Origin of the sequence: Flavobacterium sp., assembly GCF_031409475.1 — a bacterium.
Classification (GTDB): domain Bacteria; phylum Bacteroidota; class Bacteroidia; order Flavobacteriales; family Flavobacteriaceae; genus Flavobacterium.
Window position 1 is genome coordinate 24,600 of record NZ_JANNXH010000030.1, and the last position, 15,479, is coordinate 40,078.

The window sequence follows — 15,479 nt, forward strand, 5'->3', positions numbered from 1 at the left end:
TCGAATAGATGAGATTCGTTACTTACCTTTTCAAAGCAAAATGCCCTTTCATAACTCGACCGTCTTCGAGAGCGACGGAATACCAATAATCAGTTGCAGGCATTTGTTGCCCGTTGTAGATGCCGTTCCAGCCTTGGGTTAGTGGATTGATTTGGGCTATTAATTTGCCGTAGCGGTCAAAAATATAAATGATTGTCTTTGAGTTAAAAAAGGCATTCACGCCTTTTAAGTTCCAATAATCGTTAAAACCATCGTTGTTGGGTGTGAAGTAATTTGGTATTCCGAGTACAGCCACTTCTTTTGGAGTTACGCCACAGCCATTCAAATCTTTGACAAAAACGGTGTGAATTCCTGCGGTTACGTTATTGAAAACGCTTTCGGTTTGATAGGTTCCAAATTCATCATCGAGAGTATAAACATAATTTCCTGCACCGGATACAGTAACCGAAATACTATTAGTAACTGCCAAATCTACAATAGTAATTCCTGTTATTTTGGCGCTATCCGAAGCCACAACCGTTAGCGTTCTTGTTCTGGAACAGCCTTGATTGTTGGTTACTTTAACGGTGTAAAGTCCTGCTGTGTTTACTATTAAAGAGTAGTTTGTCGCTCCAGGAAGTGTACTTCCGTTAAACGACCACACGTAGCTGTAATTGCCTGTTGGTGTTGCGTCCAAAAGTCCTGCATCCAAAATTTTGGTAAAGGTTGGCAAGTTGGTACACACCAATTCATCTCCCAATAAATTGATTTTTGGAACTGGATTTACGACAAATGCAATAATGGTTATTGCTTTGCACGTTGTGTTTATGGAGTTAATGACTTCAACTCTCACGTTTTGAGTTGCGGTCACAAACGGATTGGGTAACGGGCTAGAAATCGGATTGTTATTCTGGTCAAAATATTTCACAACCATTCCGGTTTGAGTTCCTAAAATGGTGTTTTGGAAAGCCGTCGTATCAAAAGCATATCTTCCGTCTTGTTGAACTGGGTTGGCTTCTTCATCACAAATTGTGGTGGCGTTTACCGAAATTGGAAAGGCTTCGGGTAAATCATCAACCACAAATTGTAAAGTTGTTTCGAACGAACAAGCAGTTGGTGTGTTTTTGGTTACGACTACTTTTAATGTTTGCGATGTGGTGTTAAAAGGATTGGGCAACGGACTTGACAATAGCACATTATTTTGGTCAAAGTAGGTTACGGTTACATTGGTCAATCCGTTTAATAATTTGGCTTGAAGTGTTGTTGTATTAAAAGCATACAATCCATCTTGATTGTCATCGCATTGGGTTTCAACAATGGGTTTTACGATTGGGATTTTTTCTACATTCAGCGTGATATGACTTCCTAAACCGAGACAATCGTTATTAACCTGACTATCTACCCGAACATAAATTTTTTGGGTGTTGGGATAACCACTATTCCTATAATTTGAAATATCCGTAATTGCGTTTTTCTCTGCCAAAGCATCGGTTAGATTTTTGTAATAGCTGATATCTAACAACTGACCAACTGGGAATATATTCTGAATTTGATTGGTTACGCTACTGAAATCAAAAGTCGCAATTCCGTCAACATTAGTTCCTAAAATGGCATCATCACAAACCATAAACGTTTTGGCGAAATTCAACGGAATTTGTGTCGTGGAAACAATCAAGTTAAGTTGTGCGACTCTAAAACAACCATTAGCGTTGGTTACTCGTACATAAGCCACATCATTACTTACGACTTGATTGGTGTAGGTTGTGGGATTTGCGATTGAGTTGGTGTTGTTTTGCGCATCGGTTGGTAATCTGAAAAAAGCTATCGTTTCTGTCGCAGCATTTGTTGTGATTTTTGCAATAGCTTCTTCTAAATTAAACACACTGTAACCATCAATATTGTCGTCGCATTGTTTCAAAGAAACTACATTTGTAATTACAGGCAAAGGCAAAACTTCGATTGGGAATGAGGTTGTGGCTGCACACAATAGATTGTCTTTATTTACCATTTTTACATAAATCGTTTCCGAAACATTGGTATTAGCATAAGTATTTGGCGTAGCAATATTTTGGGTCAAAGCGACATCTTTATAATACGAAAGCATAAATTGTGTAGCGTATTGTCCGTTTAAAACAGTTGTTGCTCTTTGAGTCAAATCAAAAAGGACACGACCGTCTACATCTGTTCCTACACTGGTGTTGTCGCAAGTGGTTAGCTTTGGAATCGTTGTACTTGGTTTTGGAGCATCAAACACATCTATATTGAAATTCGTACTGCTTTTGCAAGTCGTATTCGCATTGTTACTTACTTCTGCAATTATAGTTTGTTGTTGGTAAGGAACTGTGTTTGTATAACTTGTTGGTGTTGCTATTACTAAATTATTGGCATAATCTGTAGCATTAGCAAAATACGTTATGGTATATAAATTAGGATCTTGACCGTTGAGTATTGCTGTGTTTTGTGTGGTTAAATCAAAAGTAGAAAGTCCGTTATTATTGGTGTCGCAAATTAACAAATCTTGCGGTTTTGTTGCCGTGGGAACTTTTGAAATGATAATATCTTGACTCTCGGCACTGGTTCCTGCTGAACTTACTAACACAACACTCACTTTGTATGTTCCTGACAAAGCATACGTATGTAGAGGATTAATATCAGTTGAAGTTGTTCCATCTCCAAAATCCCAATTTGCAGAAGTTATATTCGTTAAATTGGTGCTTGTCGTGAATTTCGTACTTGAACCCAAACATAAATTTTCAGCGGCAAAGGAGGTTTTATAAAAAAAACTTGCAATAAATGGAGGCAAACCAAGCATACACTTCCGTCCTAATAATGAAACTGCATTTGTTTGCAAATCACATCCCAAACCATAAATATTAGGGTTGTTTATTACTTCTAATCTATCTTGTTCATCTACTGCAATGTATATTTTTCCGTTAGGACCTAGTTGTAAAGCTTTGGCTATCCCATTGTAAACTGATGTGCTTGTAATAGGATTTGTTGTTAAATCGTATTGTGTTATGCCAAAAAACATATTAGACACATACAATACCGCACTGTTAGGCGAAAATTCAACTCCATACGAATGACTATTTTCATATATCACTCTAGCATTCGAAACAATTCCTGTTGTAGTATCAAAATCAAACAATTCCCCTTTATCAGCGGCGTGTGCCATTGCCAATTTTGTGCCATCAGGCGAAATTTTCATATAGCCCCAAACGTAAAAATTAGAAACAACATTACCTGAATTCGAAAGAACTGGAGTAGCATTCAAACCCGAAGCGGTGAGTAAATAACTATAAAAAGTGTTGCTGTTGAAACCGTGGGTCACTACCCAAAAATCAATTCCGTTTTTGTGTTTTACAATAGACAACTTTTCATCCGAAGGCGTATAAATCAAAATATTTTTTTGACTAGTTACCGCTCCCAATCCGCCATCTAAATCGAGGTCAACTATGGAATACCGAAAACCATTGGGGTTTGTTTCAAAATCTAAAGTAAACACATAAAACAAGTGGGTTGAGCTTGGCAAAGGAACAATAGTTGCTGCTTGTGTACTGGACCAATGCCCTAGTAAACCCGTGCCATTGAGCATTAGTTGATGATTTTTGTTCCAAATAGTTGAACCGTCAGTATAAAACAACAAATTACCACTACTGTCTGATATAGTGGCGCAACCTTCCTTTGTATTGAGTTGTCCATCAGTAAGTGCTGTAACACTGCCATCTGGATGAAACTTTATACCCGCATAGCTACCAAAATACCAATTACTCGCTTCTTGTTGCGAGAAAACAAAACTTGTAAAAAATAGAAAAGGTAGTATATTTATTTTCTTCATTATTGTACTATTGCTGAACGAAGCTTTTAGCAATATCTTATTTTAAAAGCTATACCGTTTTATGGATATAGCTTATTTATATTTTGTTTTGTCTGCTCAACTTTGTAGATTATTGAAACGGGTTTAGCTTTTTTTTTGTATCTATATTAATTCCCATCATACGTAATCGTCCAATTCAAACTATCTAATTCCTTTAATGAATATTTTTGAACTTTAAATCTCTTATCAAAGACAATTTTTTTTCCGTCTTCTGGCGCATATTTAAAATATTTCTCCATAAAAAAAACAACATATAATAAATTATCAAAATCTTTTTGTTTCATATAATCGGAAATACTCCCTCTTAATTTTGGGGAGTCTTGTTCCATTGCTTTTATATTTCCACCCACAGAAAGTGCATAATAATTACCGCTGTTTCTATCTTTAAGCATCGGAAGGTAATATATGTCTTTTTTTGAGTTATTATAAACCTTTAATTTATCTGTATGATAATGACATCCGAAAAAAAATAAACTGAATAATAAAATTAAGTTTTTCATAATTTGATTATTTTTTGTGACGTGGATTTAGGAGAAAAGATTCTCCTGACCACCAATACCACAATTGGTTAGCTGTAAGTTCATGATAATGATAATTTGTGTTAGGGTCATTTACATGTAATATACTAGGCAAGGCAATGAAGGGGTAATAAAAGCGTCCCAGCAGAGCAAATTGTATTACATGACCAGGTTCGTGAGTGTTGTATGTTTCACGACTACTACCGCCAGTTGGATAAATTACAAAAGGACCAGGAGTAAATGCCGCACCTGTAATCCAACTACTTTCAAATTCAGGCACTCCATAATGCAATCCTTTAAATTTAAAAAAATCAAATCCAATATCTGATTTAAAATTAGGTAAATATTGTCCAGGATGAAACGAATTTTCACCTTTATCTTGTTTAACCTGCTCTACCGTTTTGGGCGTTACAACAGGTGCAGTTTGTGTAACACCATTTTTATCATTTTTTGAGCTGTCATAACCCCAATCTATTTTAAAAGATACATTAAAAAATACTCCTGCATTATTAGAAGCAGATGCCCAATCGCCAGTTTGTTTATATTCATTATAAGCAGCTGCAAAGTGACTAACACCAGCTAATATTAATGGGACACCAAACTCTGGTAAGCCAGTTACTGTTAATATCACTCCCACAACTATTTGAACTCCCGCAACTATATCATTCAAATTTCTTTTAAACCATCTTCCAATTGATTTAAACGATAACTCCCCACTTGGGTCGGTGTACTTCAAAGGATTGTTCAACACATACCCATACCTGTTATAGTTCTGTGTGTTGTATAGATCTTGCACGTAATTGTCAGGTTGCAAGAATCGATGCAATTTGGGGTCATACAAACGCCCGTTCATATTAATCAATCCTACACTTTGCAAATGTTCGTGTCCTGTGTAACCTCTGTCAAGAATGATAAGACCGTTTAATATATTACCGTTGCCGTCTAGTACTTTTATAATAGCGCCCCAAGCATCAAACTGGCGTTTTTCTAGAACCGCTCCTGCCTCATTGGTTATTGCCAAAATACTGCCTTGATAATCTCTATGCAAATATAGGATTTGTTCTTGTGATGCTCCTGCACTTTCATAGGTTTTTTTATAAACTACTGGTGCAGAGTAGCCATTACCGCCTAGATAGGTAACAAACTCTATTACTCCTGTTAGGATGTTTTGTTTTATCTCCATACTACCATCGGCAGAGTAGTACTTACGGTTAGGGCGCAAGTTTTTATCTACATCTAGACTGCCATAAAACATGACAGAGCGGCTGTTATTGTCGTTATAGACAAAACTTATTTTGTCAACACCTGCCTCGCTTATTTCTATAGGCGACTTAAAAGTGTTATAAGTAATACCTAGTTGGCGGTCTTTGTAAGTTTCATTTGGAACTTGTAAGTTGACCAAAGCAGTATTACTGGTTTTGCGAATCATAACATCATCAAACCATACATTTCCTAGTCCGTTGTTGTCTAATCGAAGATTCAGTTTTTTAATATTTGCAGGGACAACAAATGTGCCTTCAATTCGTGTCCATTGGTTCTTGACATCAGTAACTTTCGAATCAACTAATGTGAAATAATTAGTTTCGGTTTCTGTCTTCATAAACAGGAACAATTCTGCTTGTGGCGCATCACTTTTTACCCAAGCCGAATAAGTATAGGATGTAGGAGTAGTATTGTCAATTTTTGTCCAAACTTCAGAATGTATTACTTTTTCAGATGTGTTGGTATTGGCAATTTTTATGGAGGTATTTCCCAAGTGTTTCTCGGTAGTGTCATAGGTATAAACTAATGGGTCAGGGATTGTCCATCCTTTTTTATCTTCCATACTATCACTAAAAACACCTTCACGATTAGCATAATAGCCAGTAGCTTCTGGGGAAAGTGTTACAGAGGTGTTTTGGTATTTTTTTTGGGTATTGGTATAATTATATGTTCCTAGTTTGTTGGTCAATATACGTCCATCAACTTCATAGGTTTGGGTTTCTATAGCACCAAGTGCATTGGGATAAGTGATAAGACGGTCTTGGTTATCATAGCCGAAATTTTCTTGAACATTACCAAAAAGGCTGTTTTTACGCCAGTTGACGTTGCCACGTAGAAAATCAAAATCGTTAGTTAACTCCATAACCGTAGTGGCGGTTGTGCTCAAAGTGTGCTTGGTATTAGTCAAGTAACCAAACCCACTGCTGTCATAAGTGTTGTCTATGACAATTCCGTTTCCTAATGTAGCTTTTGTCAATTGTCCTCGGGCATTGACTTCGTTGGTTTCCCATAAGGTTTTTGGATTTTGGACGTCTTTTATTTTATAAGCAAAACCATTTTTGTATTCGTTTTGAATTATAGTTTTACTAGATTTTCCATTTAGACTTGCTTCACTAGTTTCTGTATCAACTCTGCCCCAAGCATCATAGGTTAGTGTTTTGGTAAAAACAGCACCGTAGTCTGTGGTTTCTTTAGTGGTTAGTAATCTTTTGTTTATTTGATCATACGTATAATCCGTAGTATTTTTTTTGCTGGCATCTTTGGCATCGGTGTATTGGGTCTTGATTAACAATTTGCCATCTGCTAAAGCATTGTAGGTATATACGGTATTACTATCGGTATTTAGTCCAACTATTGTTTTTGAACTGGGTTTACCCCAAGCATCCAGATTATAAGTGGTTGTACCATTTGGCGTGGTTTCTTTTGTCATTTCGCCCAAAGCATTATACTCATAAGTATATGTTCCCGCTGCTGGATCTGCTAAACTGGTTTTTCGACCCCAGCCGTCTTGGGTTAGTGTTATTTTAGTACCTGCATAGTTGGTTTCCTTGAGTTTTCCATTGGCAAAATAGCTGTAATTTATGATTCCTCCTGGCGTTTCTTCCATTTGCACGACATTGCCCATAGCGTTTTTGGTTGATTTTTCTGTAATACCTGTACTGCCATCTGTTGCTGTTGTGGTCAATTTGTCATACACCATACTTATTACTTTATTCCTAAAGTCTGTTGCTGTCTCTGGACGACCATATATATCATAAGAAGTGGTGTTCCACAATGAAGGACTTCCTGTGTAAGGTTCGCTTACGCTAAAGTTTCGGTCATAAATATCGTATTTAAAATCTTTGTAAGACATATTGTTTTGGAGGTCTTTTATGCCTGTGCGCATTTTTCTGCCTAGGTCATCATACAGTTCTTCGCTATAGCTACCGTCGTCGCCACCTGTCGAAGTAATTAGTGTTTTTTCGTTTTGACGAATATAGGCAAGGGTATTGGTTTTGCTTAAATAATCGGTGGTGGTGGTTTTCTTAAACCAAGGGTCATACAAATAAGAGGTAGTTAAATTGTATGGATTGGTTTTGGATTTTAAAGTACCATCAGGGTTATATAGATAGGTGGTTTTTAGTGTTTCAATATCATTACTTTCTATCAGGAAACGCCCTGTTGGGTCGTATTTATAATTGGTTTTTCGGTCTGTAATTCCTGCTGCGGATATGGTTTTTTGGGTAATATTCCCAAAGGCATCATAAACGTTGGCTTCTGTAATTCCGCTCGTGTTATTGCCCCATTTCTGGATTACCTTGAGCAAATTACTTTCAGTTCCAGTACCATAGCCGTAGGTTTCTTTGCTGGTCATACTATCGCCAGAACTTATTACAGTTTGTATTTTGCTTGTAGGACTGCCTATTATATAAGGAGTTGCCGTAGGGGAAGCATAGGCTACGGTACTTGTAGTGGTTTGCTCATCAATACCTCCGTTTTTGAGTTTGGTTATCGATTCGATAGGATTGTTGTACGTATCATAGCTTGTGTTGGTTTCACTACTAGTATTATCCAAAATGTTGTAGTTTTTGGACTGTACCCCTTGTAGTTTATATACTTTGTTAGGCGACAAGTTGACTTCGTAACTCGACAACGATTTGGTTATCAAGCCCACGGGTGCGGTTGTGTTGGTTTCTGCAAAGCCAGTAGAATCATAGTTGGGCAGTATCTTGGCTACAAAGGCTGTTCCAGTTGTAGGTTTAATAGAGGTGCCGTTTTGACCTGGTCGTATAATAATACTACCAGTAGCAATACGTGTATCTGATGTCGTAAAAGTATAATCGGATAATGTTATGCTGTTGGGTATGCCTGTAGTTGGTGTTGTGGCATTGACTGCTATTGTTGGAGCAACTAATCCTAAATAGGTGTAATTCTCTACATTGGCACCCCGTAAATTAGGGTCAAACTTGGATATAGAGCTAATAATTTGACTATCATTTTCGAACCAATTGGTGCGCATCGAGGCACGGAAACCAAAGTAGCCCAGTCCCTCTAAATTGGAAGTTGCTCCTGCATAGGAGAACAATTGTTTTTTGTAAACGGTGGCACTTTGTTTTTCTAGTTGAGAAACGACTTGAACAGTTGATGCAGATTCGATGTCAGTATTGGGATAGTTTTCTATATAGACACTATTTGAATAAACAGAATTACAATTATATGGACAAGGTTCATATATTAATGGTTTATAGGTAATCGATTCTCTCACACCGTTGCCTGTGGTAATCGTTAGTAGTAATTGATCCTTGGCATTATCCTTATTTGAATTAATATAAAATACTTTATTATTGCTCAAAAAGGCAATTTCTAGGGTTGGACTATAGGGTTTATATTTATTTGGCACTCCTCTTCCTGTGGGTAAGTAAATGGGTAGTGTGTTAAGTGTAATATCCGAACTTAGATCACTATAAGTCGAGGCCGTATTAGGTTTATCTGGATTCCAAGTGCCATCAAAATTTCCATTTTTATTTATATAGCATTTAACATATACCCATCCCTTAGTTTTGTCTGTATTTAGAGATGTGTCTGTCATAATCAAATCTGATTTACCATCTTTGTTGTAGTCAGAAATGATATAATTGTAAGTGTTAGAAGTAGTGTTTTGATTAAAATTAACTTGATCATAATACTTAATTTCTTTTGAAAAAGTAATTCCTGTAGAACTATATTTATACCATTCAGCATATCCATAGCCTTTAGGAGTAATAAAATCAGTTTTTCCGTCACCATTATAATCGCCTAGCAAAATCGTTTTACTTGTATCTATCGAGATATTAGCGTCAAGGTAATTCCATAATAAAACCAACTGATTAGTACTATTAAGTGTATAAGTGGTCACTTTTCCGTTTTCAAAAATCAAGAAGTCTGATTTACCATCCCCATTTACATCTGCGACTTCGACTCTAGAATGGGAAGTTATATCTGCAGCTAATTCACCTGAATAGGTTAGAAAATTAGAGGTATTGTCTCTTTTTAAATCTACGAAATAAACTTTTTTGGAAGTTATTATTTCTGTAGCTGATATACATCCATAATAATAGTCATCGCTATAACTAAAAGATTGAAGTTCTAAATCAATAGCAATCACATCGGTTAGTCCATCCCCATTAAAATCTCCTGAGAGTATTTTTTTAGGAAAAATAGTTTCAAATTCAACATTTCTACAATTTTCACCATATGATCCAACGGTTTGTGTGGGAAAATTAACTACTCTATCATATTGGTAATAAATGGGATTTACTGTCCCTGCACAATATACTGTAAAAGTATAATTAGTATCTGTTTTTTTAGCCACAGCCCAGCCTTGCTTTGTCCAAAGTTTATTGGTCCAAGTTAGCCAGCTAACCGGAAAAATCGTTTCAAAAGCACCTACATTATGTTCATAGCCCATATTGATATTATTGCCTGAGTGAATATCGTTGAAAAACCAATATTTTGTTTTGCTACTGGTTCCTGTTGTGGGATAGAGTAAAAATTCCATTTTTTCATCTCCGTCAAAATCCCCAGAAACAGTTCCTGCATTTAAGGAAGTAATATTTCCAACACTTAAACTAGTAGTAATATTTGCATCTGTGAATTCACCGTTTGTAAATCCATAACTAAACACCGTAGGATTATAACTTTTTGTATTATCTCCGCTTTTTTCGGTTATCCTTTCTAGTCGTTCATAACCTAGAGAGGTCTGCACTGGTTCTAAAACATAATTTCTAAAACCAATGCCATTTCCAATAGTTTTAATTTCTTTCAAAATGGTGTTCATCAGGATACTTTGCCCTCCTATATAAGATTGTTCGGGTCTTTGTCTCGCTACATAAACAAATTGAATTTGGTTAATCGCTGTATTTGTACCAGTAGTACCATATTTGATGTATTCAATACTCATATTATTATTGGCAAGAATATAATTATATGAAATTCGTACCCCTTGAGGGTTTTCCCAATAGGTAATGCCCCAAGTGGTAATGGAACGGGAATCAAGACTAGCTCCATACATAGCAACAGAACCGTCTGGATATTCAACTTTAAAAGAAGGGTTAGGGTCTGATGAAGACGTACCCTGTGAACTAATCTTTATATTCGAGAAACTTTCGGTTTCATAAATTGCACCAGCTTCTCCATAAACATTTCCTGATTTTAAAATTAAACGTTGTCCGTCAAAAGCAAAACGGTCATTGGTATCGAGATTTACACCCCCAACAATTCCATCATGGAACTTGGTTCTCGGAATTCTAGTAATGGCAGATACGCCAGAGATATTCCAACCATAACCCGCCACACCATTGCCTCCCTGACTGTTATAAGATAGACTCACTTGCGGAACCACACCATTAATACCTGGTGGCACTGCAACAGGAATGGAGTAATTAGCTCCACCTGAAAGCGAAACCGATAATTGCCCTTCGGTAATACCTACTTCAGGTGAATTTCCAGTAGGAGTTGTGGTTGTAGCTGATAATTTAGCAGTTCCACTAATTTTACTAGTGCTATTTAAATTCGTTTCCGCGCTACTACTGATTCTTTTTATAGGAATTAGACCCTGTACGGGTGTTCCTCCCATGTTTTGAGCTGAAATAAAAAATGAAAATCCAAGAGAAATAAGGAAAAAATAAAAGTACTTCATAACGATTACTGTTTAATAATTTTAATTGATTTTTGTTCGCCATTGCGATATGTTAAAACAATTAAATACGTACCCGAAGGATAGGACTGAAAAGGAAGGTTTTTTGCGTTTGTCTGTTCCATATTAGCGTAGGATTGTAGAACTTGTCCGTTCAAGCTATATACTTGCAAAGCAGTAACTGTATTGTCATTTGCCAATTCCCATTTGAGATACAATTCTTCTTTTACAGGATTGGGATAATAGGCAATGACATCTTCGGGGAAGAATTTTTGTAAATCTTCGTCTTTTAAGGCTGTTATTTTTTTTGGCTCTGTAGTTTTGTAATTAGGCTTGGTACAACCTATACATAATTCTCTTTTTATTTGATTGCCTGCCCCATCGTAATCAAATATTATTTTGTTGTCTTGTGCTTTAACGAAGACCGAAAACCCTAAAAATAGTAGGAGTAAATATTTTTTCATGATTTAATTATTTTAGGGATTAAATTATGATTATTGTTTTTTTACTAATAACGCTTTTACTTGCGATTTTAACTCTTCTATATCTTTGTTTTGCCCTATAATGTATAAAGTCAATTCTTCTACTTTTTGAAGCAACACATTAGACATTTCTCCCAATGCAAAACCGTTTTGTTGTATTTGTTTTGCTGATGGTACATTAGGCAAGTGGTGGTTGGCTTTTGTAAAAGCTTCTACTTCGGTTAAGGTTGGCATAGAATAATCTGATTTCAATTGAGATTTTCCTGTATAATATTTTTGAAAAACATAATCAGCAGGAACAAGTAAATCTACTTTTATTTCTTCGGCATGAATTTTTCCTTTAACGGTTAGTTTTTCGTCTGGATTTGCGGAACCGATTCCAACATTTCCTGCGTTAATAATGTAATTCGCCGTACCACTAAAAGTGATAGGATTTGCGCCCATTGTAACTGTTCTTGCTCCAGACAAAGTGCCATCGTTGGTGTAAATATTGTTGGCACTTGTTGCGAAAAACGTACTTGCTTTACTTTCTACCGCTCCTGTACTTGTGTTTCTTGTAAGGATATCATAAGTTCCCGTGCTTGTTGTTGGAGCAGTTGTTAAAGTCAACGCTACCGCTTGTATTCCTCTATTAAAATCTATTCTGTCATAAGTATTATTATAAAGCATTTGTCCCCAACCAGTTCCTGCTGCATCATACATTTTATATGCTGTACCAAATGGTATGGATATATTACCATTGACTTGTAATTTATCAACTGTGTTGTCTGTGGACTTGTTTATAAGAACATTTCCTCCGCCAATAATATTAAAAGCACCAGCACTTGAGAGAGATAGCCCTGCGCTTCCGTTATCTTTAACGTATTGACCATTTGCAAAAAGCAAACCATAAGGCTGACTAAATCTAACATTACCATTAAAATATCCACTACCATTAACTTGAAGTTTGTCTATTCCGCTATCTGTTGTAGTACCAATTAATACATTCCCCGTTGAATTAATACGCATAGCATCATATCCTAATTCATTAATCAAAAATCTATGATAGGTGCCTGAATTGTAAAATGTTGAATTTCCAGTCGCTGTATCTACACCCATATTTACAAAACCCGTTCCGTCTGTTATTTTTAAATAGGGTGTTCCAGCTGTTTGTAAAACTATGTGAGAGGTGTTGTCTAAAAGAATGCCATTACCTAAAGTATTTGTCCCTGTTGCTTTTGGAATGTACCCTGATGTAAGCAACCCTGTTATTGGGTTTATTAATGCTGTTTGAAAACTTGTTGCATGCAGTCCGTCAAGTAAATCAGCATTAAGATTAGGAACTACTGTCGTACTAGTAACTGTTAAAGGAGAAGTTCCTGTTGCAACATTAGATATTAATCGAGTCGCAGTTACTGTTAAAGCAAATGTTGCCAATCCTGATGCTTTAATATTTCCAACAACATGAAGTTTTTCTGTTGGAGTATTAGTGCCAATACCCACATTGGTATTTGTGGTTGGCGAGTTTGGCAACACATTAGTTGCACCACCAGTAGCAGTAGTAATTTGTGCTCTAGAAATTGTTGTCCCAAAAAGGAATATTCCTAAAAAAAATAATTTGATTGTGTTTTTCATTCTATTGATTTTTAATATGTTGATTTTTGTATTTGAGAACTCTCTCTATAATTTTTTTTATAATTTTTTTTTGCCAAGGGATTTATTGGACGCTAGCATTAAAAAAGGTACAACTTACTATTAGTATAAAGGAAAACGTATTGAATTTTAAGAGACTGTAATTCATAAGAATTTTCATCAAAAATTATTTACCAAAACTAATTAACATTTTATTAAGGTATACCGTCATAAAATGAATTTTTATTCTCTATTTTTGAAGTAAAATATTCACATTATGAACAAATCAGTTGGAGAAAAGTTAAAAGACTTGCGGAAATCAAGAGGATTTACCCTTGAGGAAGTGATACAAAAATTAAATATTTCCAAATCTACTTATGAAAGAATGGAAAAAGGTGATACAAGTACTTGGATTACTAAAATAGAACAGATATGTAATCTATACCAAATTGAACCTGAAGAGTTACTTCTTCCTGAAGAAAAATATGTTCTCATTAGTAATAAGCAAAAAGGAGGTTCAACAAGTAATATTGTTATCAATAACCTTTCGGAAAAAGCAATTGAATTGTATGAAAGAATGCTTTTTGAAAAGGACAAAAAAATTGTAGAGTTAGAAAACAGATTGAATAAATAATGTATTAACAAAAAAAGGTTGCCCATTACGGACAACCTTTCATTAACTGCGGTACTACAAAACTACAATGCCGCTTTTCGAGTGGTAATGGCAGCAGTAAAAGTGTCAATCTCTGTTAACTCCAATGTAACTTTGGTTAAGTCGAGCTCTTTTTCCAAAAGTGCTACAATACCGTAGCTTTCTTTTCGGTTTTCGAGTAAAAACTTTTTGTACTCTAACCTAATTTTTTTCTTCACTGCATCTTCTTTACTATTGCCTGCGGGTAAAGCTGCAATAATAGTTTCGGTTGCTGTAATTTCGGTTAGCACCGCTTGTAATTCAGCATCAATCTCTATCGAGGCAGTGCTGTAGTTGTTGGTCAATCTTTCTTCCGAAAGCTTTTTGAAATTCAGGTCTGCTTTTTCTTTTGCAGCCCAGGCTAATAATAAATCACAGTCGGCTACCGTTGTGATTTTACTCGTTGAATACGACATAAAAAATTGTTTTAAGGTTACTAATACTCTATCAACGCCATCATTTTTCGGTTTAGTGTCCTTTAATAAAAATTTAGGATTTTATTTACTTTTCTTTAAGTATATTAATGTGATTCAACTGACTCTTAATGCTTTCGAGTTTTAAAACTTGCTTGGTTTGCGCTGCTACTCCGTTCTTTTCAATTCCTATTGTAGCCTGTTGTAACAATATATCGGCTTGTGCGCTTTTATTTTTTTGCAAATGCAGTGCTAGTGAATTTAGTTGTAGGCTTTGATTATGTTTTTTCTTAATAGCTTCAAGCATTCGTTGTTCTTTAATTTGTTTGTACTCTAACTCTTTGGCGTGATACTTCAATAGTGTTTTTACTTCTAATTCTTGTTTTTTTAAGAGTTTGTCGTCTTCTTTTCTGGAAGCTTTATTTTGTTCCAAGAATAGTGTAATCTCGGCGAGTTTAACTATTGCAGCCGTTGGCAATTCGCGTTTCCCTGCTTCGTACATAGCTAACTGACTTCTGGTTACACATAAATACTTTGCCATCACTTCTTGTGAGAGTCCAAGTTGGTCTCTCAATAATTGCTTTGCTTTCATCTGCGTCTAAATTATTATTTTTATCGAATGTTGACCCGTTTACATTGTTCGGGTCATTCTGTGTCATTTTTTTTAAATAATATTTTCTTGACACAAAGTTGTGACAATTTTTTTTAAAAATAATATTTTGACACAAGTTTGTGACAAATTTTAATAAAATATTTTTTTTGACACAAAACATTGATGTTGATTTCATCATTCTTAAAATTTAAAACAAAAAAAATCCCGATTGCTCGGGATTTCTTAAAAATTATATCGAAATTTTATTTCAATTTCTTTTTGATAGCTACTTCGTGATACGATTCGATAATATCTCTTTCTTCGATATCATTGTATCCTTTTATTTGAATACCACAATCATATCCTTTGGCAACATCTTTTACATCGTCTTTGAAACGTT

The 15,479-nt window shown here is 35.5% G+C and carries 8 protein-coding genes; 1 reads left to right on the forward strand and 7 read right to left on the reverse strand.

Features of this window, described 5'->3' with window-relative positions:
- Window positions 1–22 precede the first annotated feature (22 nt).
- From RMO53_RS06245 to RMO53_RS06265, 5 genes are all read right to left on the reverse strand, one after another.
- Entirely contained in the window at window positions 23–3,817 is a 3,795-nt protein-coding gene (locus RMO53_RS06245; RefSeq protein ID WP_310379037.1) for a T9SS type B sorting domain-containing protein, read from the reverse strand.
- 146 nt (window positions 3,818–3,963) lie between these two features.
- On the reverse strand, window positions 3,964–4,356 hold the full coding sequence (locus RMO53_RS06250) for a hypothetical protein (protein WP_310379039.1): 393 nt from the start codon (window positions 4,354–4,356) through the stop codon (window positions 3,964–3,966).
- Window positions 4,357–4,363: 7 nt separating this feature from the next.
- Window positions 4,364–11,293: an RHS repeat-associated core domain-containing protein gene (locus RMO53_RS06255; RefSeq protein WP_310379041.1), complete on the reverse strand. Its 6,930-nt coding sequence runs from the start codon at window positions 11,291–11,293 to the stop codon at window positions 4,364–4,366.
- Window positions 11,294–11,298: 5 nt separating this feature from the next.
- The gene (locus tag RMO53_RS06260) at window positions 11,299–11,754 is read right to left on the reverse strand and encodes a T9SS type A sorting domain-containing protein (RefSeq protein ID WP_310379044.1); all 456 of its coding nucleotides are present in this window, start codon (window positions 11,752–11,754) and stop codon (window positions 11,299–11,301) included.
- A 30-nt stretch (window positions 11,755–11,784) separates the two neighbouring features.
- Window positions 11,785–13,386, reverse strand: coding sequence for a hypothetical protein (locus tag RMO53_RS06265; protein ID WP_310379046.1), 1,602 nt, complete (start codon window positions 13,384–13,386; stop codon window positions 11,785–11,787).
- Between the two features lie 274 nt (window positions 13,387–13,660).
- Between RMO53_RS06265 and RMO53_RS06270 the strand changes: the two genes are divergently transcribed.
- The gene (locus tag RMO53_RS06270; RefSeq protein WP_310379048.1) at window positions 13,661–14,017 is read left to right on the forward strand and encodes a helix-turn-helix transcriptional regulator; all 357 of its coding nucleotides are present in this window, start codon (window positions 13,661–13,663) and stop codon (window positions 14,015–14,017) included.
- A 62-nt stretch (window positions 14,018–14,079) separates the two neighbouring features.
- Here RMO53_RS06270 and RMO53_RS06275 read toward each other — a convergent pair whose 3' ends face one another.
- Both RMO53_RS06275 and RMO53_RS06280 read right to left on the reverse strand, forming a co-directional pair.
- The gene (locus RMO53_RS06275; RefSeq protein ID WP_310379050.1) at window positions 14,080–14,490 is read right to left on the reverse strand and encodes a hypothetical protein; all 411 of its coding nucleotides are present in this window, start codon (window positions 14,488–14,490) and stop codon (window positions 14,080–14,082) included.
- A gap of 85 nt (window positions 14,491–14,575) precedes the next feature.
- A complete protein-coding gene (locus tag RMO53_RS06280; RefSeq protein WP_310379052.1) occupies window positions 14,576–15,079 on the reverse strand; it encodes a helix-turn-helix transcriptional regulator in 504 nt (167 codons plus the stop codon).
- Between the last annotated feature and the right edge of the window lie 400 nt (window positions 15,080–15,479).